The organism is Dapis purpurea BLCC-M126, assembly GCF_050015975.1.
Classification (GTDB): Bacteria; Cyanobacteriota; Cyanobacteriia; order Cyanobacteriales; family Microcoleaceae; genus Trichodesmium.
The window spans coordinates 48,101-70,355 of the sequence record NZ_JBNHER010000196.1; the positions used below are offsets into that span (position 1 = coordinate 48,101).

The window sequence follows — 22,255 nt, forward strand, 5'->3', positions numbered from 1 at the left end:
TTTATTTATTTTAAAATTGTTTCTAATTCAGAAATTTCTTCAAGAATTGAAGCTTCTATTTCATCTTCTGACAATTCTTCTATTTCTGACAAAATATTATTAATATAATTTTTATTATTTATTGTTGATTTTATGGCTTCATTTTTTGTCTCATTAAATCCTAATATATCCTCAAGTATATAACTAGATAAAGCTAAAACATTAGGATAATTAAAAGCCAAAGTTGGAGACAGAGAAATTAATAGTGTTTTTTCTAATCTTTTCTTTAAATCTACAGCCATCAGCGAATCCATACCCATTTCAAAGAAACCTATTTCTGGGTCTGGAAGTTCTGAAGGTGGTAAACCTAGAACAGCAGCAATTTGATTTTGTAGATGATTGATTAAAAGAGCTTGACGTTCTTTTTCAGGAGTTTTTTCTAAAATTTGGATAAATTCAGTATCCGTTTTAGGTTTTTCTAACTCTTCTTCTAATTGAGTCACAAAATCATTGTCTAATACATCTTCTACTTTATCAAATATTTTTAATTCTGATTCAGAAAATTTTTCGGTTGTTTTTAAGTAATTAATTAGACTTTGAATATGACTTTTATGACCTGTAGAAAACTGGAGATTTTGAGTATCGTGGAAGGAATCAACAATTGCTGTTTTCACCCAATACCGTTGTCTTTGAAATGGATAAGTAGGTAAAGCTACTTTCTGACGAGTATAATCTTGGTCAACTCCCATCCAGTCTATTTCAGCTCCCCGTACATACAACTCTCCTAAACTAGACAACATCTGTTGCCATTCATCGCTCAAAAGTGCAACATCCTCTGGCTTTCCCCCTTGGAAAGGGGGACGGTTGGGGGATTCCAAGGGGGACGGTTGGGGGATTTTCCTCGGACGCAATGATGGCAACCACACACCTACATCCTCCGGCAAACACCGTCTTCCCATCCCTAATAATATTGGTTTGGGTCCAATTTCCAGGAATATTTCAGTCCCTTGTTTGTGCAAAGTTTCCATCCCTTGGGCAAACAGCACTGGTTTACAGATATGCTCCGCCCAATATTGGGCAGAAGCAATACTATTGTCTGCTGTTGTTCCTGTAACATTAGATATAATGGGTATCTGAGGGTTATTATATGTGATTTGATTAGCAACTGCTTCAAATACCGTCAACATTGGTTCCATTAATGGTGAATGGAAGGCGTGGGATACCTGTAGTTGTTTGGTTTTAATTCCTGATAACTCTAAGCTATTAACAATAGAGCGAACGGCAACAGATTCCCCTGAAATCACTACACTTTCTGGTCCATTAATTGCTGCTATGGATATTTGAGGAATGGAAGCTATCGCTTCTCTAACATAAGACTCCGATGCCATAACAGAAAGCATCTCACCTCCAGAAGGTAACTGCTGCATTAATCTACCTCTCGATACAATTAATTTCAGACCGTCTTCCAGACTGAATACTCCAGCTACACAAGCTGCCACATATTCGCCCACACTATGACCCATGACTATATCTGGTTTAATGCCCCAGGATTGCCATAGTTGTGCTAAAGCATATTCTACAGCAAATAGGGCAGGTTGGGTATAAGCGGTTTGATTTAATATGGATAAGTTGAATGCGTTTATGTCTTCAGGATAGAGAATTTCTTTGAGGGAGGTTGTATGGAATGTACCTAAGATTTCGTCACATTTATTAATAGCTTCTCGGAATACTGATGATTCTTCATAAAGTTGTCTCCCCATATTTACATATTGGGAACCTTGCCCTGTGAATAAAAATGCTATTTTGGGTTTTTTCCGTTTGCGGACTTTTCCTATGAATACATCTTTTTCTTCCTTAATAAAATTATTTAGGCGATCGCTCAATTCACCAATAGACTCAGCTACCACTGCCAAGCGATGAGAAAAACGAGACCTCGCCGTATTAGCAGTAAAGCAGATATCGGCTAGAGATACTTGCGAAGCAAACTCCAATTTCTCTACATAACATTGCGCCAGTTCCTTCAACGCCCCTTCATTTTTAGCCGACAATGTTAGCAAATGCACTGGACGTTCTAAAGCATCTGCCTTTTCTAGAGGAGTCACCCCATCATTATCACTTCTGACTTCTGACTCCTGACTTCTAACTTCATAGGGTGCTTCTGCTAAAATTACATGAGCATTAGTTCCACCAAAACCAAAGGAACTAACTCCAGCAAAACGAGGTTGCATACCAACTAACCAAGGTTGCGGTTCAGTTGGAATAGCAAAAGGAGTACTTGCCAAAGAAATCAGTGGATTTAATTTTTTCAAATGTAAATGAGGAGGAATTTCCTGGTGTTGCAGGGATAACACTACTTTGATCAAACCAGCAATACCAGCAGCAGCTTCTAAATGACCGATATTAGTTTTAACCGAACCCATCCAACAAGGTTCGTTACTAGAACGGCCAGACATCAATACTTTTTTCAGAGACCTTACCTCAATGGGGTCTCCCAAAGAAGTACCAGTACCGTGAACTTCTACATAACTAATACGATGGGGTTCCACATTAGCTTTGGCTAGCGCCTGTCTGATAACTGCTTGTTGTGCTGGTCCATTGGGTGCAGTGATACCATTACTCAAACCATCCTGATTAACTGCCGAACCCTTGATAACTGCGAGAATATTATTACCATCAGCGATCGCATCAGACAAACGTTTTAGCACCACCATACCGCATCCCTCCCCCCGAACGTAACCATCAGCACTAGCATCAAAAGTTTTACAGCGGCCGTCTGATGCGAGCATTCCCGCTTGAGAAAAAGTAATAGTCGGTTCAGGAGATAAAATTAGATTTACTCCTCCCACTAAGCAAAGATTGGTTTCCCCAGCTTGCAAACTAGAAGTTGCTAAATGTACTGCCACCAGGGATGAGGAACAAGCAGTATCTATCGCCATGCTAGGCCCTCGTAAATCTAGGAGATAGGATAACCTGTTGGCTGCTATGCTGAGGGAAGTACCCGTACCATTATAAGCACTCAAGCTAGAATTATCCTGGTAAGAAAGCCTATGGTAATCTACATTAGTGATGCCAACAAATACTCCGGTATTGCTGGCAGCTAAATTTTGGGGAACGATCATTGCATTTTCAAGAGATTCCCAAGCTACCTCTAATAATAGTCTCTGCTGAGGGTCAATTGCTTCTGCTTCCTTGGGAGAAATACCAAAAAAACTGGCATCAAAGCTATCAACATTTTCGATAAAGCCACTCCAACAGAGCTGGGAGTTGTCAATATTCCATTGTTTGTTACTTGAAAATCTATCTGGAGGTACTTTTACTATCGCATCTTTACCACCAGAAAGCGATTTCCAGAACAAATCTGGATTTTTTGCCCCCGGAAAACGACAGCCCATACCTATTATTGCTATTGGTTCCATTCTAAATAGTTAAATCTTGTTTTGAGGATAGTGGGACTTTAGGAAAAAATAGCTTAAAAATGAGACTAAAACCTTAGACAGTAATACTATTTATTAGATAATTATTTTCTTGATATATCTAGGTTTAAGCTATTTAATGGGTTTGAGGTATTTTCCTTACTAATACTGGGTTTGAAGCAATTTTCGCCGTGAAAAATATCAAAGTACCGATAAGAACAATTTTGGTTTTGGTAAATTCAAAGATTAATCAGGTTAGGAAAAAACTGAACAGTGATTAAAAACGTGGCTTGTCAATGCGACGCATAGCAATACGTGATAAATCCATTGTTCCTGTATGAAAACCAATCATAAATAGACCGCAATATTTCTCATATCTGGCAACTGATTCTTCACCTACTAAATCTACAGCTTGTTGTCTATTTTCCTTCAACTTTTTCAGCCAAGCTTTAAATGTACGGACATAATGTTCGCGATCTGTTCGTAAAGCTACTATTTCAAAAAGTCCTTCGCTTGCTTTTACGATCTCCCATAAGCGAGGTAAATCAGAATCTGGGAAAACTTTCTCCGCACAAAATTTACTGAAGTCTTCTTTAGTTGAGTTCCCATATATAATTGTTTGAATCGATATCCAACCACCTGGTTTTAAGAAAGAATGACATTGGGAGAAAAAAGAACGATAACCCTCCAATTTTTCAGCTTCGGAAGCATTTAATTTAGCAAAATGCTCGAATGCTTCTAAGGAAATAATCCCGTCATAAGGTTCTGCTGGAGAATGCTCTGCCCAACTTTCAAGCAGCACCTCTATATTCGGATTCTTAAAAGCAGTAATTGCATCTGCATGAGATTTAGTTAAGGTTATTCCTACAGCGCGTTCTACTTTATAAACATCGGCTAGACGTTTCAAAGTAGAACCCCAACCACACCCTATATCCAATACTCTTTTTGCATCTTTTACCCTAGCTTGATTAATATGAAAATCCAGTTTCCTAATTTGGGCTATTTCGTGAGATTCATACCCCTCATTCTCTTCCCAAAGTGCGCAGGAATATGTCAGACTCGGGTCTAGCCAAAGCTGATAAAAATTGTTGCTAATATCGTAATGATAGTGTAGAGCTTCAGAAGAAGTTCCAGGATTTTTAGTTGTTGTGTTAGTCATTTTTCTTTGGTGATCCCTGGTTCAATTGGTTTTGTTTACTGTTTGTCTTTGTAAGCTTTGAAAAATTTCCAAAGTTAATGTTACAAAAGTAACTCTCAGAATATTTTTTTGTATCTTTTAATAGACCTTAATAGTCTATGCAACTTTTTTTTGCTCCTCCAAATATTTAGCTAAAGCTTCGATAGTTGGGTAATCGTATGGTATTGTAGGATCGATGTCAAAACCCAAAAAAGTTCCTAAATCTCCAGTCATCACAATTGCTGACGATGAATCTAAGCCATAGCGGGTAAATGGTTCTTCAATATCGACATCATTTTTATCTATCTCTAAGGTTTCAGCTAAGTAGGAGACCAACCACTCTTGAATTTCTGCCTGTGTCAATTGATTATTTTGAGTTTGCATTTTTTTGTTTTAGTCTTACTATTAGTGTACGTTAAGTGTTGTTGTAGTTACGAGGTGTTTTCTTGGAGACCCAAGCATCGAATTATTTTTTTTTATCCTCTATTTTTAGCCTCTATCATTTCTCTAGTAGGAGATTTAACATTCCACGCTAACCCTATCAATTGTAAAGTACGGATCGCCCAATAACCAAAGTCTATCTGCCACCACTTTAAACCAAATTTTGCGGAATTAGGAAAAGCATGATGATTGTTATGCCAAGATTCTCCCTGAGTAGGAATAGCTAGCCAGATATTGTTTGTACTTTGCTCGCGAGTATTAAAAGGACGAGTGCCATATAAATGAGTAATGGAGTTAATACTGTTTGTAAAATGATAAGACAAAAATAAACGTACCGCACCTCCCCATAAAAATCCTGATAATAAGCCTTTCCAAGTTCCCGTTAATATGCCTCCTAAAATAGTAGGAATGGCAATTCCCATTATTACCCAAACGTAGTAAAGTTGGTTGACTTTAGCAACATATTTATCCCGAAGTAAATCTTTAGCAAAAAATAAAGTATTTGTGATTTTGTGAGTGAACGTCCAGCCAATTTGAGCGTGCCATAACCCTTGAGTTTGACTTAAGTATTGCTCATCACCTTCAGAGCAATAGGGAGAATGAGGGTCTCCTGGGCGATCGCTGTACTGGTGGTGACGTCTATGATTGCTAACCCAATAGGTTACAGGGCCTTGAAAAGCCATACAACCAAGTACTGCTAAGATAACTTTAACAGGAGTAGTGGTTTGAAAAGCACAATGAGCAAACAGCCTATGGAAACCAACAGTAATTCCCAGAAAAGTCAGAACGTACATTCCTAAGAATAATCCTACTTCTACTATGCCAATGCCCCAGTAAAAAGCAATTATAATTGCAGCAATAGAGCCTAATAAAGGAATGATGTTAATTGCTAAAGCATGAATTTGTTGTGTTTTTTTTAGGCGATCGCTTTCAATTGTTATTCTTTTTCTCTGAAGTGGTTCTTCTTGGGTTTCTAATTTTCTCGTTATTGATATTGACATAAATAAGCCTCCAACTTCTGAGGATTTTTACTCCACTTTGCGACGACATTTAAACTTCCCTTGATAAAACCTTTTTTGCAAGCATAATGCTGAATTTTACCACTAGAAGTTTTGGGAATGCTAGCAGTCTTCAATAGAAGAATAGCATAGATTTCCAGTTCATGTTCTTCACCAACAGCTTGACGAATATTCCCCACAATTTCTTTTACATTCATAGAACGCAAATAAGTTCGTTCTACTTCTTGAACTATTACCAACTCCTCTTTACCATTAATATCCAGGGAAAAAGCTGCTCCACTATTAGAGCGAAGTGCTGGATGACTTCTTTCTATTGTCAGTTCAATATCTTGAGGATAATGGTTGCGACCGCGAATAATAATTACATCCTTAAGTCTCCCAGTAACAAATAACTCGCCATCAATACAAAAGCCTAAATCTCCTGTGCGGAGAAACGGACCTTTGTTAGTATCTGCAATATAGGCGTTAAAAGTGTTCTCTGTTTCCACAGGTCGATGCCAATATCCGAGAGCTACATTTGTACCGGAAACCCATATTTCTCCTACTTGACCTGCTGGACATTGTGTTAAAGATTCAGGATCGACAATAACTATTTCCTCATTTAACCATGCTCGACCACAACCAACAATATTTTTTACCTCTTTTTGTGAGATGTTGCTATCGGAAACTGCAACGATCTGGTTTTGTTCTAAACTATTACTTTCTACAGAGCAAACTAGAGGTGCTGCTGCCTTTAGTCCTCCAGAAACAAATAATGTCGCCTCAGCCATACCATAACATGGGTAAAATACTTCGCGACGAAAACCGCAAGATGCAAAACTGTTAGTAAAATTTTCTAACGTTTCTGCTCTTACTGGCTCCGCTCCACTAAAAGCTAATTCCCAACTACTTAAGTCAAGAGTAGCTTTCTGTTCCGGTGTAATTTTACGCACGCAGAGATCGTAAGCAAAATTAGGCCCACCACTGGTTGTTGCATGATAGCGAGAAATTGCTTGTAACCAACGGAAAGGTTTTTGGAGAAATGCTACTGGCGATATTAAAATGCAGGGTATGCCTAGATATAAAGGTTGCAGTACATTACCAATTAACCCCATGTCGTGGAATAGAGGCAACCAACCAACAAATATTGTTTTCTCTGTATGTTGGTAAGCTACTCTAACCATTTCCTCATTATAAAGCAAATTTCTATGGCTTACTATTACTCCTTTTGGAGTGCCCGTAGAACCAGAAGTGTATTGTAGGAACGCTATGGTATCCCTAGAGATGTAGGGAATGTCTACCAAATTATCTGTTGCTTCTGTGGCTATAATATCAGTTGCTAACCATTCTAAGTTAATTAATTCAGAATTTTCTGCCAACCGAGTTTTGATATTAACTAATATATCTTTAGTAGTCAGTGCTACTGTTGCCTGAGAATCTGTAATAATTGCTTCTAGCCTAGACATATTTTGATTGCGACGCGGTGGATAAGCTGGTACTGCAATAACTCCCGCATACAAACATCCAAAAAATGCAGTGATAAATTCTAAACCAGACGGGTAGAGTAGCAAAGCAGTTGAGCCACTGGTTGTTACTGATAAAATTTGATTGGCGATCGCTCGTGCTTGCCGATCTAATTCTTGATAAGTTAGACTAATTTCTTTTGCTTCTCCATCCTCAAGGAAAGTATAAGCAATTTTGTTTGGTTGATGACTAGCTAGACTAATTAGTAAATCTACTAATGTATTGCATTTTAGTCTGTGTTCTATAGAAAATTTTTCGTATAACTGCTTCATAAATACTGCACCCTATTTTTATGTCAATAAATATTAAATTCGTCATTTTTCAACATCTAAAATTTGGACGAAGGGAACTAAACCATAGTTGCTTCTGCTACATGATCCCTACAGAAACTACTGATGCTAGATATATTGTTTTGATGGTCTTCATAGTTTTATTGCGTTTACTACATAGTATGTAGCTATTTATCTTTTGCCTTGTAGTAGATTTGCATCAAAGTTAAATGATCGGTTTGCTTTTACAGAAACAAAATAACATACTAATTAAGAAATTTTCTTAAAAAAATACCCTTATATTTGCTCTATCTGGACTACATACCTTCATTTTTAGATAAAATTGTGCAAGGAAAACTTAGATTTCACAATATTGAAGGTGTTATAGCATAACCGTATCTATAAAAATTTTGCCTTATAACTTATTGATATAACATCTCAATAAAATTCTATTAATATGTTAACTACTTGGTTTCAATTTGGCAACTACCATAAATAAATATTATTAACAAAAAATTAATAATTTGTTTTTGTTATATACTATCGTGACTTACAAGCCTAAATTGAGTCAGTGAACCCAAAGGAACCTCAAAATTTCAGCTAGCTTTGGCGAACATAATATCAGTTTCTCAAATTTTTAACTAAGAAGTTTAAAAAAACTGATAACACCTTTCTACTTAGAACAATTTTTATTTTATATTTTCTTTATAATATAGCTATTGCCAGAAAGATCAATATTGCCTTAAATGGATTTATCGCCTTAAATGGATTTTTTGTTGAATTACAGTTATTTCTAATAAATCTATGTTAACTTATCTAGAAACACTTGAAATTAAATAATCATAAAATTTAATTAAAAATAAAACTAAATACCATATGAATACATGACCGTAAAAACGTCGCCAAGAGAACCGACGAGCTTGCAAACTTTCTTCATAATTTGGGGAGGTCAATTAGTCTCAACTATCGGCTCTAACATGACAAGTTTTGCGATCGCTATCTGGGCTTGGGAACTAACAGGTAAAGCAACACCTTTATCTCTAATCTTATTCTTTACCCAGACGCCCACAGTCATTGCAGCTTGTTTTGCCGGAATATTAGTAGACCGTTGGAATAGGAAGCAACTGATGATAGTAGGGGATGCAATAGCTGCCTTATCTACTATTGCCATTTTACTACTACTGCTAAACAACAACTTACAAATTTGGCATCTATATGTAACAACAGCGATCAACGGCTTATTTGGATATTTCCAAAGTCTAGCCTACTCTGCTTCCATGTCTACAATAGTACCAAAACAGCATTACGCAAGATGCTCGGCAATGTCATCATTAAAGCTAGCTAGCTCTGTAATTTTAGGTCCGGCACTTGCAGGAGCTTTTTACCCAATCATTAGTTTAAAAGGTATCCTACTTATTGATGTCATCACCTGTATTATTGCAGGTACTACTCTGTTGTTGGTACATATTCCTCAGCCTTCCATTCCTAAAATAGAAAACTTCAGTGACAATAAAATATTGCCAGAATTAACTTTTGGTTTCCGTTATATATTCGCCAGACCAAGTTTATTAGCTCTCCTTACATTTCTGCTAACCAATAATTTTGTAGATAAAGTCGGAATGGCAGTTTTCTCATCTATGATTCTAGCTCGAACTAATAACAATCCAGAGATACTTGCAAGTGTCAACATTGCTTTTGGAGTCGGTGCTTCAATAGGTGCGATGATGTTTAGTATTTGGGGAGGACCAAAGTTACGAATTCATGGAATATTGATAGGTACTGGAGTGACACAATTTGCCAAAATCCTGTTTAGTTTAGCACGAGAGCCTTTGATTTGGATTGTAACAGCTACTTCTGGTGGTTTTTTTATGCCTTGGTTGGGTAGTTGCAATCAAGCAATTTGGCTTTCTAAAGTGGAACCTGGTATTCAAGGAAGAATTTTTGCTTCTCGTTTTCTCATAGCTCAAATAACTACTCCATTGGGTTTGGGAATTAGCGGTCCTTTAGCTGACAACATATTTGAACCTGCTATGGAAACAGGTGGTTCCTTAGCTAATATCTTTGGTGGTTTATTTGGTACTGGTGCTGGTGCTGGTATGGCATTACAAATTGCCCTATTTTCTGGCTTAGGTATAGTCATCTGTTTATGTGGATATAGTTTCCATAATCTAAGGAATGTGGAATTTATACTGCCAGACCACGATAGTTAGTAGTTAATAGAACAGATTAATACTAAACCACAAATTGCTTCATAGCAAATAGGCTAGATAAATATCTTTCATTTGCTCTCCTTATGTAATTTTTGCCACTCTTAATGGGCTTTAGTTGCAGTTCTTATATCCAAGATATATGATAATAAATAGCAATAAAGATTTTCAAATAATTTTAGTACAGTTTGAGCAAACATTATGATTATTCTATTGTATGTCTCATCACTTACAAAAAAATTATTGGAAGAAATTCCTATTTATTAACAAATCTATGTTAGACTAAATTTCATTTAGCTTTTGTCCATAAATACTACTAAATTATAGATGTAATGCAAATTAGTCAATTTATTACGAATGCAGGCATTGTTGCCTGGCCACTATTGCTATTTTCCCTTGTAGCGATAGCTCTAGTTATAGAGCGTGGAGCATTTTGGTTTAAAGTTTTGCGACGACAAAGTTTATTAGTGCAAAAGGTACTGAAAACATACAGAACAGATGCTTATACTGCTCTAAACATACTTAAGCAAAACGCTGACTTACCTATCCCTCGCATTTTTCTAGAAGCTTTAGAGTTAGAGCAACCGACTCCAGATGAAATGCGCCTAGCTCTAGAAAGTGCTTCCTCAGCAGAACTTCCTAATCTCCGTCGTTTTAACACGGTATTTGACACTATTATTAATGTTGCTCCTCTACTCGGTTTGTTAGGAACTGTTTTAGGATTAATTACCTCTTTTGCTTCCTTAAATATAGGAGATGTTGGTGGTAGTAGTAGTGCTGGAGTCACAGGTGGTATTAGTGAAGCTTTAGCATCAACAGTATTAGGATTAGTAGTAGCTATTTTTACCCTAGTATTTAGCAATATGTTTCGGGGATTTTATAAACGACAAATAGCTTTGATTCAAGAGTACGGTGGTCAGCTTGAACTTCTCTATCGTATTCATTATGAAAGAGGAGATTTTGACTTTAAACCTACTCCCAATAAATCTTTAGAAGTATCCAATTTTAGAGCTTAAAAAAAAATCAATATTTTTAGCAAAAAATAACATATATAACTAAGAGATTAAAATTACTAAATCATGCGTTTAATTGATGATGATCTAGATGTAGCACCTCAGATAAATATTTTGCCAATGATTGATGTTATATTTTCTATCTTGGCATTCTTTATCATTTCTACATTATTTTTAACCCGTTCAGAAGGTTTACCAGTTGACTTACCAAAAGCTGCTACATCTCAACTTCAACGAACTGAACAAATAACTGTAACTATTGATGAAGTAGGAAAAGTATTTCTCAATCGCGAACTTATAGAAGTAGATGCTTTGGAAAAAGAAGTACGTCAACTTGTATTACCAAATCAAACATCTATAGTCACAATAAAAGCGGATGAAGATGTAGATCATGGTGATGTAGTAGCGGTTATGGATCAACTGCGACGAATAGATGAAGTAAAACTGGCGATCGCTACTAAAAAACCAAAGTAGTTGATTAATGGATAATGGATAATTGATAATGAATAAATAGTGAATAATGGATAGTGGATTTAATAATTAATAATTGACAATTGATAATGAATTAAAATACTAAATCTCGTATAAAAGCTCTTTCTTTTGAAAACAATCCCCAAAAATTCATTCTTGTACCAAAATTTTCAAACTAAATAATTATCAATTAATGAAATTATCCGTTGGTAAATTATTGTCCTGATAAACTATCTATATTTTCAATATTTTGAGGAGAAATTAAGTTAAATTATAAATTTTTTTAAAGATATATGAGTCTTTCAATTACTTGTATAGAACAACAGCAAAAAGATAGACGAACGGTAAAAAAGTTCGTCATTTATGGTTTGTTGTGTTCGACCATTCTCCATGTAGGAGTTCTCACATTAGCAATATCTGGAATGTTGGATCGACCCCCAGAACAAGAGGAAGATGCAATCGAACTAATTTTTGTAGAAGAACCAGAAGAAGCTCCACCAGAACCAGAAGTTGAAGAAAAAGTAGAGGAACCAGAACCAGAAGAAATAGTAGAAGAACCGGAACCAGAAGAGATAGTCGAAGAGCAAGAGGTTATACCCCCTGAACCAGTGGAAACAGCTATTACCCAACCCCAGGAAATTGTTCCTCCGGAAATACCAACGGAAACGGCAATATCAGAAACAGTAGAACCTTCTTCTCCCGAACTACCAACAGAAACAGCACTTGAACCCATTGAGCAACCCCAACAGTTAGAACCATTACCGGAACCAGAACCTGTTGTTGCAGAACCCATTACTCAACCAAACCCATCAACAGCAGCTTTTTCTCCAGACTCCATAGCGGAGGTACAACCAGACAGTGCATCTACTCCAGAAACAACATCAGACTCCTTTTCAGCACCTATAGCAGCTAATATTCCTCCAGAAGTACCAAAACCAGAAGTTCCAGAGGTAACTCAACCTAGTTTTGAGGAACCTAGCTCAAACTTGAGCAATTCTCTGAGCGAACAAAGTGATTTTGAGGATGTCTCCAGCGACATTGGCGCTCTAGAAAGTTCCCCATCTAGTCCTATTGAGACAGAACGCTCTGTACCAACAAGACCCCCAAGAGCAGTAGGAACTCAACCTAGTGTTAGTCAGTCAGACTCAAATATTGGTAGTTCCCTGAGCGAAGAAAGTAGTTTTGGAGATGTAGCTACAAATTCTGCTAATCCTAGTAATAGCAACAGTCAGTTTGGATCGCCCCTAAGTTCTGATAATACAGGAGAAGGTTCTCGTCCATCATTACCTGGAGAAGTAGGAACTCAACCTAATGCTAGTGGTCAATCTAACTCAGGCATTGGAGATGCTTTGAGTGGCCTTGGTAACTTTGAAGATGGTAGTGGCAGAAATTCAGGCAACCCTGGTAGTGGGGAACTAGCAGCAGCGGGGTCTCCTTTAGAAGGTTTTGGTGGTTCAAGACAGAGACCTAAAAAACCTAGCTCTGGTTCTGGTTCTAGCTCTGGTTCCGGTTCTGGTGGTGTATCTTGTATTGATTGTCCTCAGCCTGATTATCCTAGTTTAGCTAGGGATCAAGGGTTGGAGGGAAACCCTAAGTTAAGAATTGATATTGATTTTGATGGTAATGTAACTAATGTTTATATAGAAAAATCTAGTGGTCATGACATATTAGATGAAGCTGCAATGGAAGCAGTAAAAGAATGGAAATTAGATCCAAAAGATGGAGGCAAACTAGGAGTTTTAGTTACGCTCAAATTTCGTTTGAGATGATTATTTGAGTAGTCAATAATCAATAGTCAATAGTCAGTAGATAAATTACTAGAAAAATTAAAAAACAATCAGTCAATTTTATTTGATATTAAAATGATAAATTTAATCAAAAAAAAATTAGGAATTATTTTATTGGCAGCTTCTAGTTGCTATATCACAAGCTTGGTTATCTTACCACAACTTACAATTGCTGAACAAGTTACTTCTCCCGATGGTACTACCTGTGATGGAAAAGTCCAAAATGGTAAATTAAATGGTCAGGGAGTCTGCAAATATCCTGATGGTGCTAGCTACGAAGGTAACTTTGTTGATGGTAAACCGGATGGTAAAGGAACATATACTTTTGCTGATGGGGGTCGCTATGAGGGAGATTTTAGAGATGGTGAATTTAATGGTACTGGAGTTTGGGAATTTGCCAATGGCGATCGCTACGACGGAGAGGTATCGAATGGCAAGTTAGACGGTAAAGGTACTTTCGTTTCTGCGAGTGGTGCCCGTTATGAGGGAGATTTTCAAGCAGGTCAACCAAGTGGCAAAGGTGCATTTATTACTGCTAAAGGAGACCGTTGTGAAGGACAAGTAACAAATGGAAAGTTGAATAGCACTGGTTACTGTGAATATTCTACGGGAAACAAATATGAAGGACAATTGCGTAATGGTCAGAGGGATGGAAAAGGAGTTTATACTTTAGCAAATGGCGATCGCTACGACGGAGAATTTGCTAATGGTAAATACAATGGTAGAGGAGTATATACATTTGCAGCCGGTGGTCGCTATGATGGAGGATTCAAAGATGGTAAATTTGATGGCAAAGGTCTGCGAGAATATGCAAATGGCAACCGCTATGATGGAGAATTTAAGAATGGAGAACCCGACGGTCAAGGAGTTCTGAATTTTGCTGATGGTAATAGTTATGAGGGAGAATTTCGGAATGGCAAGATGGATGGTAGGGGAGTCTATAGTTTTACTAATGGCGATCGCTGTGAGGGAGAATTAAAAAATGGTAATTTTAATGGTAATGTTGTTTGCAAATACGCTGATGGCGAAAGCTATGATGGAGAATTTAAAAACGGCAAAAAACATGGTGAAGGAGTTTATATTTTTGCTGATGGTACTAAAGTAGAAGGAACTTGGGTTGAAGGAAAAATTAAGCAGTAATTCCATAATTCAATTAAATTTAAATCGTCAATAAAGCTTGCTTATTTCGTCTTTCTTTATAGTAATTTTCACAAAAGTAGACTAAAGAGACAAGATAAGTATGTTTGAATTTTTATAAATTAGACCACTAAAGAGGAAGGTAGGGACGTTAGATACAACGTCCCTACAAAGCATGGATTAGAGGGAAATAATTGATGATTTATGTACAATAATTGATTTTATTTTTTATTGTCGGAGATTTCTATTCAAGACCTGAATCTTGTATTCCATGTTAATTAAAAGCAGTATAATTAGTTAGTTTTTTCAAATCAATCTCAATATAAAAATAACGGTACTCCTGTAGATGTAGTGATTTAAGGCAGAGTTAGGAAACAAGGAACAGAAAATATCTTAGATTCTTAGTTTTACGCCAAATAGTATTCCCTTGACTACTTGATTTTTTTTAGGATATCATACAAAATCGCTACTTGTACATCACTTGACTACTTGATTTTTTTTAGGATATCATACAAAATCGCTACTTGTACATCACTACCAAAATAAAATAGCAAACAAATACATGACCACCACAGAGTCAGAAAAAATACCCAGTAGTCTCGGTACTTTCCTAACAATTTGGGGGGGTCAATTTGTATCTGCCATTGGTTCAGAAATGACACATTTTGCGATCGCAATCTGGGCTTGGGAATTAACTGGTAAAGCAACACCTTTATCTTTAATCTTCTTATTTTCTCATCTACCCACATTAATCGCATCATCTTTTGCTGGAATCTTAGTAGATCGTTGGAATCGGAAACAACTTATGATTGTTGGCGATATAGTAGCAGGATTGTCCACAATTGCTATCCTACTACTATTTCTAAGCAATAACTTAGAAATCTGGCATATATACTTGACGAGAGTTATTAACGGATTATTTGGTTATTTGCAAAATCTGGCTTTTTCTGCTTCCATGTCTACAATTGTGCCAAAGAAGCATTATGCCAGAGGTTCGGCAATGATGTCAATTAAGTATGGCATCTCTTTGGTTTTAAGTCCTGCTTGTGCGGGAGTTCTTTACCCTTTAATTGGTTTGACAGGAATTCTTATTGTTGACATTACGACTTTTATTGTTGCTGTTAGTATTCTGTGGTTCGTGCATATTCCTCAACCTAAGACTTCTGAAGTAGAAAACTCTCGTAGTAAAAATTGGCATTGGGACGAGTTAATATTTGGCTTCCATTATATCTTTCAGAGAAAAGGGCTGTTAGCTCTGATGATCTTTCTGCTAATTTCTAACTTTCTAGCCCAATCTTCGGGACCAGCACTTTTAGGCCCCATGTTCTTAGCTCGTAGTAATACTAACACAGTAGTGCTTGGCACCATACAAATGGCTTTCGGAGTAGGTGCATCAGTAGGTGCTACAGTTCTAACTCTTTGGGGAGGTCCAAAGTTAAGGATTAACGGTCTCTTAGTTAGCACTGGACTAGGGGAATTAACCAAAATACTATTGGCATTAGGACGAAGTTCTTCAATGTGGATACCAGCAGCATTTTCAGCTGGCTTTTTTATTCCATTGCCTGGTAGCTTCAATCAAGCAATTTGGTTATCTAAAGTAGAGCCTTCAGTCCAAGGAAAAGTGTTTGCAGCCCGCTATCTGGCAACTCAAATAACTGTTCCATTAGGTATAGCAGTTAGTGGTGTGTTAGCTGACTACATATTTGAACCAGCAATGAAAACGGATGGTTACTTCGCTGGGATATTTGGTGGTGTGTTTGGTACTGGTGCTGGTGCTGGTATAGCGCTTCAAATAGCAATTCTTAGTTTTTGCAGCATCATAATCACTATTTTGGGATATAGTTTTAATCCACTACGAAATGTGGAAATTAATTTACCAGACCATGATGAATCCAGTAGAAAGTGAGATTAATTCCAGAAATGGCAAAAAAAAAATCCGTTTGAGGCAAATTTATTCTCTGAATATAGTTATCATTATAACTTAGTTTTTTTGTCGAAAAGCAATGTAAAAAAAGTAGGGAGAATATAAAATGGTAGATATCTTATTGACAGACGGTGATGATAATCGTACTTTTTCACCAGGAGAATTGCTACCTGGTTTTAGTATCTTTGGTTTGAGAGGAAATGATATTCTCACAGGCTCAAGTAGTAATGAGGTCATGCTCTTAGGCAAAGGTAACGATCAAGCATTCCTAGAGGAAGGTGATGACGAAGCTAATGGTAATAATGAACGAGATTTCATTATTGGAGGTGCTGGGAACGACACATTGAGAGGGGGCAAAGATCGGGATCTAATAGCTGGAGGTCAGGGAAATGACGTATTATTTGGTGACAGAGGTGCAGATGGGGTTATAGGGAATGAAGGTGCTGATACATTTGTATTATTCGCCGATGATACCGGTGACGGACCAGACATACTTCTGGATTTTAATGCTGCAGAGGGTGATAGGTTAGCACTTTTAGGTTTAAGACCAGAAGATATAGTTATAGAGGAGATACCTTTGCCAGGCAGAGAGCCTTTATTTGCATTATTTCCTCCTGGACTCTCTCTACAAGAAATACTACAGAATACACAAATCCCTCAAGACATATTTAATGTAGCTCCACCAGAACTAAGAAATTTTGAGCTTCAGACACCAAGTGGACAAGCTATAGCTCAAATATTCCTGACCACGGAAGCAGATATTAGGAATGGTTTGGTTGAATTTACTCAATTGTAAGAGAAGAAAATACTCGACTCTATAGCAATCCTATTTTATTCGTGGCAAAAATCTTACTGCTTTTTAGGCAACAGGCAACAGGCAGGAGTTTCAGCTTTTTTATTTACTTTTTAATTTGTCACAACCTATTTAGGATTGCTATAGTCTCAATTAAAGATTAAAAATCGCCTGAATTTTACTGTCATTTTAATTATGGCAAAATCTTAGAAAAAACTTAAATTGATATGTATAGCATTTCCCACCCTTTGTGAGGTACCGTTATTTCGATCCTCTTGAGAAGGGGGGAACTGGAAGTCCCACTTTTTAAGGGGGATGCACGGGGGATCGTTGACGTACCTCATGCCTACTCAAAAACGCTATAGTGATAAGGGTGCTTTTCTGGTAAATCACAGGAATTTTATGTAGTTTTACGAAAAAAATGGATTTAATAAAATCAAAAGTGAACGATGAATCAAGATTAAGGGAAATAGGGTTGGGTTTAGCCTTATCAATTCTCGTAGCAACACCAGCAAACTCAAAGGTACTGCCCCTTTCAAATCAGTTGACTCTATTAAATACCCAGACCAACAATCTATTTAATTCTATAAACAATTCAGATCGGGGAATCTACATTAATAATGTGGATAACATTTCAATACTACTGGATAATCTACCTCAAAAAGGAGATAATCAAAGATTTCCTATTTTGACAAATCAGATATCACCCTTAACACCCATATTAGAACAAAAATTATTAACAAAAAAACATCAGAAAAAATTTACTGGAAGATTTATTGATATATCTGTAAGTAGTACAGACAATGAAATCCCTCAAATCAATACATTAAAATTATCAGAATTAATAGCTTCTATACAGAATGAAAATTATCTAGAATTACCTACGAGTGGAAACTCTTTAACATTATTGCCTCCCATAGAAAAACGAACATTAATCAGTAGGCACGAGCTCCTGAAAAAAAAGCTAGAAGTTGAGGGATTAAAATCCCAAAATACAGAAAATAAAAACATAAAAGAGAAACATTTTCATGTAACTCTGGCAAATAAAAATCTCAATAAAAAAACCGAACAAAGCCAGAAAAGTTTTCAAGAAATACAAGGAATTACACCTGAATTATTTTCACAAAATCAAGCAGAAAAAAGTCTGAGTCATTTTAATTTGTCAACCCTGAAAATAGTCTCTAATAGTAGAGAAGAAAATGTAGCAAAACCGAATAATCAAATTGAACAAAAGCTAAACCAACAATCCTCAAAAATATTCCGCACTAATGAAATTCAACAGCCTCTGACCATCGCATCAGCACTATACCAACCAGATATAGTTATTACTAACTTTTCTGAAAATATCAGAATCGCCCAACAAATAATCCAAGTAACGAATATTGAAGTTAACACCACAGAAGAAGGTATAGAGATTGTATTAGAAACCCTGAATGGAGAAAAATTACAACTCAGGAGTTCTGTAGATGGAAATACTCTAATTGCTAATATTCCTAATGCCGTACTAGCTCTTCCAGATGCAGAAGAATTTTCAACTAGAAATCCCATCAAAGGTATTACTAATATTACAGCCAGAACAATAGATGGTAATAGTATTAGAGTAACGATAGAAGGAGAAACAGACCTACCAACAGCAGCCATAGTTTCTGCAGATGAAGGGCTAACTCTAAGTGTAAATCCTGTCACTGATGAAATAGAAGTAGTAATTAGTGCTACTCGTACTGGCAGAAAACAAGAAGATATACCCCGTAGTACAACAGTCATCAATCGTGAACAGATAGAAAGTCAAGGGGCAGTTAGTACTACCAATAGTTTGACAGATGTACTTGGCAGACTTGTTCCCGGTTATGGACCTCCTAATCAAGTAGAAAGAGGGGCTCGCGCTCAAAATATGAGGGGTCGTCCCGCATTAATTCTAATTGATGGAGTAGTTCAAAATTCAAACGTGAGTGGCTCGCGAGTGAATATTATCGATCCATCAGCCATCGAACGCATCGAAGTGATTCGCGGACCATCTTCTATCTATGGAACTGGAGGAAGTGGGGGAATTATTAATATTATTACTCGCGAACCTACAGAATTTAAACTTCAACAACAAACACGAGTAGGTATAAACGACTCTATAGGTGATGAAGCGTTTCCGGGGAATGGAATAGGTTACAACTCTAGCTATAGTTTTTCTGGGAATCAAGGAATATTTGACTGGCGGTTACAGACATCACTAAATCAGAATAATAGATTGTACGATGCTGACGGGGATGTAATTCCATCAAATTTTTTAGATGGAGCAAGGAGCTTAAATTTTCTGACCAAACTGGGGGTAGATATAAGTGAAGATCAAAAACTAGCATTTAATTATAACGTTTATAATGACCGCATCTTCTCAGAAAATCTTTCAGATCCTGCCATTGTATCAATTCCTGGTATCCAAAAAGCCAGAGAATTAAGATTGGGTAAGCTTGATTATGAAGAAATACCAGAAACGACAAATCATAATGTTAGTGCAACTTATAACGATGATAGTATTTTTTGGGGTTCTCAGCTTTATACTCAATTCTTTTTTCAACAAACAGATTCCACAAGTAAAGTTGGTGATAACAGAGAACTTATATCTCTGATATTATCTGGTATAGAAGTAGGCACCGACGCTCCTCTTGTTAGACAAGGCAGGCAAATTGAGAGCAAAGTGGGAACTAGATTTCAAATTAATACACCAATTGCTAATAATTCTGCAAGTGTACGGTGGGGTTTTGACTATACAAATGAAAGAAATGACAATAGGGAATTGTTTGCAGATCCAGTAGCTTTTGATGAAGACCGAGAAGTAAATATCACAGAAAGTCTCAGAACTTCTCCTAGTTTTGTATTAAATAGCTTAGGAATTTTTGCTGAAGGAAATTGGGATGTCAATCAAAAATTAATACTCAGCGGAGGTGCCCGTTATGAAAAAATCTATGCCAATATTGACGGGTGGCAAGCAAGTCCATTTGCGAATTTCGTTGATGTTTTGGCAGGAAATCCTTTGGATGAATTTGAAGGAAGTTCAAGCGATGCTTCAGATTTAGCCTTGAATTTTGGAGTTCTCTATAAGGCTTCATCAGCAATTAGTTTCTTTGCCAACTTTTCTCAAGGCTTTAGTATTCCTAGCTTGAGTTTTCTCAACAATAGTGACCCAGGAGACGTTAATGTTGCAATTGATGAAATATTGGAACCGGAAAAGGTAGATAATTATGAAATAGGGGTGCGTGGCACTTGGGACTCAGTGCAGTTTACTGTGGCAGGTTATTATAACCATGCTGATAAAGGACAAAATTTATTTCTGGTGCCTGGTGAGCTTATTACACAGTTTGTGAGAACTCCTCAACGAAACTATGGAGTAGAAGCTACTCTTGATTGGCAACCAGCTAATACCTGGAATCTTGGTGGCACATTGACTTGGATGGAAGGTGAGGGTGATTTTCTTGGAACAGAGCGTAGTTGGCAACCTTTGAGTACCTTGGAGGCACAACCGATGAAGTTAACATTTTATTTAGAGAATCAAACTTTGCGTAGTTGGAAAAATCGCTTACAACTGTTGTATGTAACTAATCGCGATCGAGCTTTTGATGATGGAGTAGACCAAGTTAGAATTGCCGGTTATACTACAGTAGATTTTATTAGTGTTCTTGATACTGGTTTTGGCAGATTGGAGGTAGGTATTGAGAACTTGTTAAACCATCAATATTTTCCTGTTGTTGCTCAACTCCGTTCTACAGACGTTCAAGAACAAAGGCATCTTGCAGCTCCCGGAAGGTCTCTTAGTATTCGTTATTTTCTGGATTTTTAGTGGTCGGTAGTCAGTAGTCAATAGTCAATAGTTAATAGTTAATAGTTAATAGTTAATAGGTATGAAGCACAGACATAACAAATTAAATATTCCCAGTGCGGGCATCTTGCCCGCGATAGCTTATCTCACCAAAGTGAAATCTGCTGTAAGTATATTTCGCTTGGCTACAACTTTTTTAATACTCACAACTTTAATCAGTTGTAGTTCTCCAGCTAAAAATTCTAGTGATACATTGTCTGAGGAGCAAAATACTAAAACTGCTACAGAAGAAACCCTAACTGTAACTGACTCCACCAATACTGAGATTGTTTTAGACAAAATTCCAGAGCGTATTTTGTGCCTTGATCCTGTCTGCCTGGATATTTTAGCTGAATTAGGAATAGAACCCGCCGGGATTTTACAAAATATGGCTGATTGGGTTCAAGAACCTCATATGTTTGGAGAGCAGGGTAAAAAAATTTCCAAAATTGCTAGTGTAGGTAATCTAGAGTCAAATTTGGAGCAAATTGTCCAACTCAAGCCTGATTTAATTATTGGCCTTCCTATACACAAGAAAACAAGGGAAGCACTCAAAGGAGTTGTTCCTTTCTATATGCTGGCAATTCCTACAACTTATTCAGAGGCGATCGCCAACTTGAAAACAGTTGGACAACTGACAGAGAAGAATATTGAAGCTGAAGCAGCTGCTCAAAAATTTCTGGATAAATTAGCAACTTACAAAGCTAAATCGCCGAAAAATCAAAACTTTCTCTTGATACATAGTCCAGCAGGAAATTTAAATATATTTACAGACAAAGCTCTCAACTGTCGGTTCCTGAATCAAATTGCTAATTGTTTGTCTCCTGAATATGATAGTAGCTTGCTTCGAATACATGGTGGTGTTCCTTTTTCTCTAGAAAGACTTACAAAATTGGAACCGGACGTGATTTTTATCTCCTCTTTTGATGTTGATAATTATAAAGAATTTGTAAATTATTCAGATAGTCCGTTGTGGCAAGAGTTAACAGCAGTAAAAAAACAACGGGTTTATGGTACTAACCCATTTAAAATTATGGCTTTTGGAACTCGTGGTTTAGGTCTGTTGTTGGATCAAACTATGCCTAAGATTTATCCAAATTTATTTTCGGATCAATTAGTGAGTGAAGAGTAGGGAATTGTTTGTCAGTAATGATAGTGTTTTACTACCTTCAAATAACTATTTTTTTTTTATCTTATAGCGGTTTTCACAAAGGTAGACTACAAAACTTATTCCTTCTTGCTTTAAACCCAAATCTCTGTACTCTATATTAATGAAAA

The 22,255-nt window shown here is 36.7% G+C and carries 14 protein-coding genes; 9 read left to right on the forward strand and 5 right to left on the reverse strand.

The window, feature by feature from the left end:
- Positions 1–5: 5 nt before the first annotated feature.
- The 5 genes from ACP6PL_RS17110 to ACP6PL_RS17130 form a co-directional block, all read right to left on the reverse strand.
- Entirely contained in the window at positions 6–3,395 is a 3,390-nt protein-coding gene (locus ACP6PL_RS17110) for a type I polyketide synthase (protein WP_426546467.1), read from the reverse strand.
- A gap of 274 nt (positions 3,396–3,669) precedes the next feature.
- Positions 3,670–4,551, reverse strand: a complete 882-nt coding sequence (locus ACP6PL_RS17115) for a class I SAM-dependent methyltransferase (RefSeq protein WP_426546468.1) — start codon at positions 4,549–4,551, stop codon at positions 3,670–3,672.
- 135 nt (positions 4,552–4,686) lie between these two features.
- A complete protein-coding gene (locus ACP6PL_RS17120; RefSeq protein WP_426546469.1) occupies positions 4,687–4,953 on the reverse strand; it encodes an acyl carrier protein in 267 nt (88 codons plus the stop codon).
- 92 nt (positions 4,954–5,045) lie between these two features.
- On the reverse strand, positions 5,046–6,011 hold the full coding sequence (locus ACP6PL_RS17125; protein WP_426546470.1) for an acyl-CoA desaturase: 966 nt from the start codon (positions 6,009–6,011) through the stop codon (positions 5,046–5,048).
- Positions 5,996–7,804: a fatty acyl-AMP ligase gene (locus tag ACP6PL_RS17130; RefSeq protein WP_426546471.1), complete on the reverse strand. Its 1,809-nt coding sequence runs from the start codon at positions 7,802–7,804 to the stop codon at positions 5,996–5,998. The genes ACP6PL_RS17125 and ACP6PL_RS17130 overlap by 16 nt, the downstream gene beginning before the upstream one ends.
- An 881-nt stretch (positions 7,805–8,685) precedes the next feature.
- Between ACP6PL_RS17130 and ACP6PL_RS17135 the strand changes: the two genes are divergently transcribed.
- The 9 genes from ACP6PL_RS17135 (at position 8,686) to ACP6PL_RS17175 (ending at position 22,109) form a co-directional block, all read left to right on the forward strand.
- Complete coding sequence (locus ACP6PL_RS17135; RefSeq protein ID WP_426546472.1) at positions 8,686–10,011, forward strand: MFS transporter; 1,326 nt, start codon at positions 8,686–8,688, stop codon at positions 10,009–10,011.
- A gap of 329 nt (positions 10,012–10,340) precedes the next feature.
- Positions 10,341–11,024 carry a MotA/TolQ/ExbB proton channel family protein gene (locus tag ACP6PL_RS17140; protein WP_426546473.1) on the forward strand — a complete coding sequence of 228 codons (684 nt, stop codon included), beginning with the start codon at positions 10,341–10,343 and terminating at the stop codon, positions 11,022–11,024.
- Between the two features lie 63 nt (positions 11,025–11,087).
- On the forward strand, positions 11,088–11,495 hold the full coding sequence (locus tag ACP6PL_RS17145; RefSeq protein WP_426546474.1) for an ExbD/TolR family protein: 408 nt from the start codon (positions 11,088–11,090) through the stop codon (positions 11,493–11,495).
- Positions 11,496–11,785: 290 nt separating this feature from the next.
- Positions 11,786–13,261: an energy transducer TonB gene (locus tag ACP6PL_RS17150; RefSeq protein ID WP_426546475.1), complete on the forward strand. Its 1,476-nt coding sequence runs from the start codon at positions 11,786–11,788 to the stop codon at positions 13,259–13,261.
- Between the two features lie 93 nt (positions 13,262–13,354).
- A complete protein-coding gene (locus ACP6PL_RS17155) occupies positions 13,355–14,419 on the forward strand; it encodes a hypothetical protein (RefSeq protein ID WP_426546476.1) in 1,065 nt (354 codons plus the stop codon).
- Positions 14,420–14,978: 559 nt separating this feature from the next.
- Entirely contained in the window at positions 14,979–16,322 is a 1,344-nt protein-coding gene (locus ACP6PL_RS17160; RefSeq protein ID WP_426546477.1) for an MFS transporter, read from the forward strand.
- A gap of 124 nt (positions 16,323–16,446) precedes the next feature.
- A complete protein-coding gene (locus ACP6PL_RS17165) occupies positions 16,447–17,136 on the forward strand; it encodes a calcium-binding protein (protein WP_426546478.1) in 690 nt (229 codons plus the stop codon).
- Between the two features lie 439 nt (positions 17,137–17,575).
- A complete protein-coding gene (locus ACP6PL_RS17170) occupies positions 17,576–20,959 on the forward strand; it encodes a TonB-dependent receptor domain-containing protein (RefSeq protein WP_426546479.1) in 3,384 nt (1,127 codons plus the stop codon).
- Between the two features lie 61 nt (positions 20,960–21,020).
- Positions 21,021–22,109 carry an ABC transporter substrate-binding protein gene (locus ACP6PL_RS17175; RefSeq protein ID WP_426546480.1) on the forward strand — a complete coding sequence of 363 codons (1,089 nt, stop codon included), beginning with the start codon at positions 21,021–21,023 and terminating at the stop codon, positions 22,107–22,109.
- Positions 22,110–22,255 lie beyond the last annotated feature (146 nt).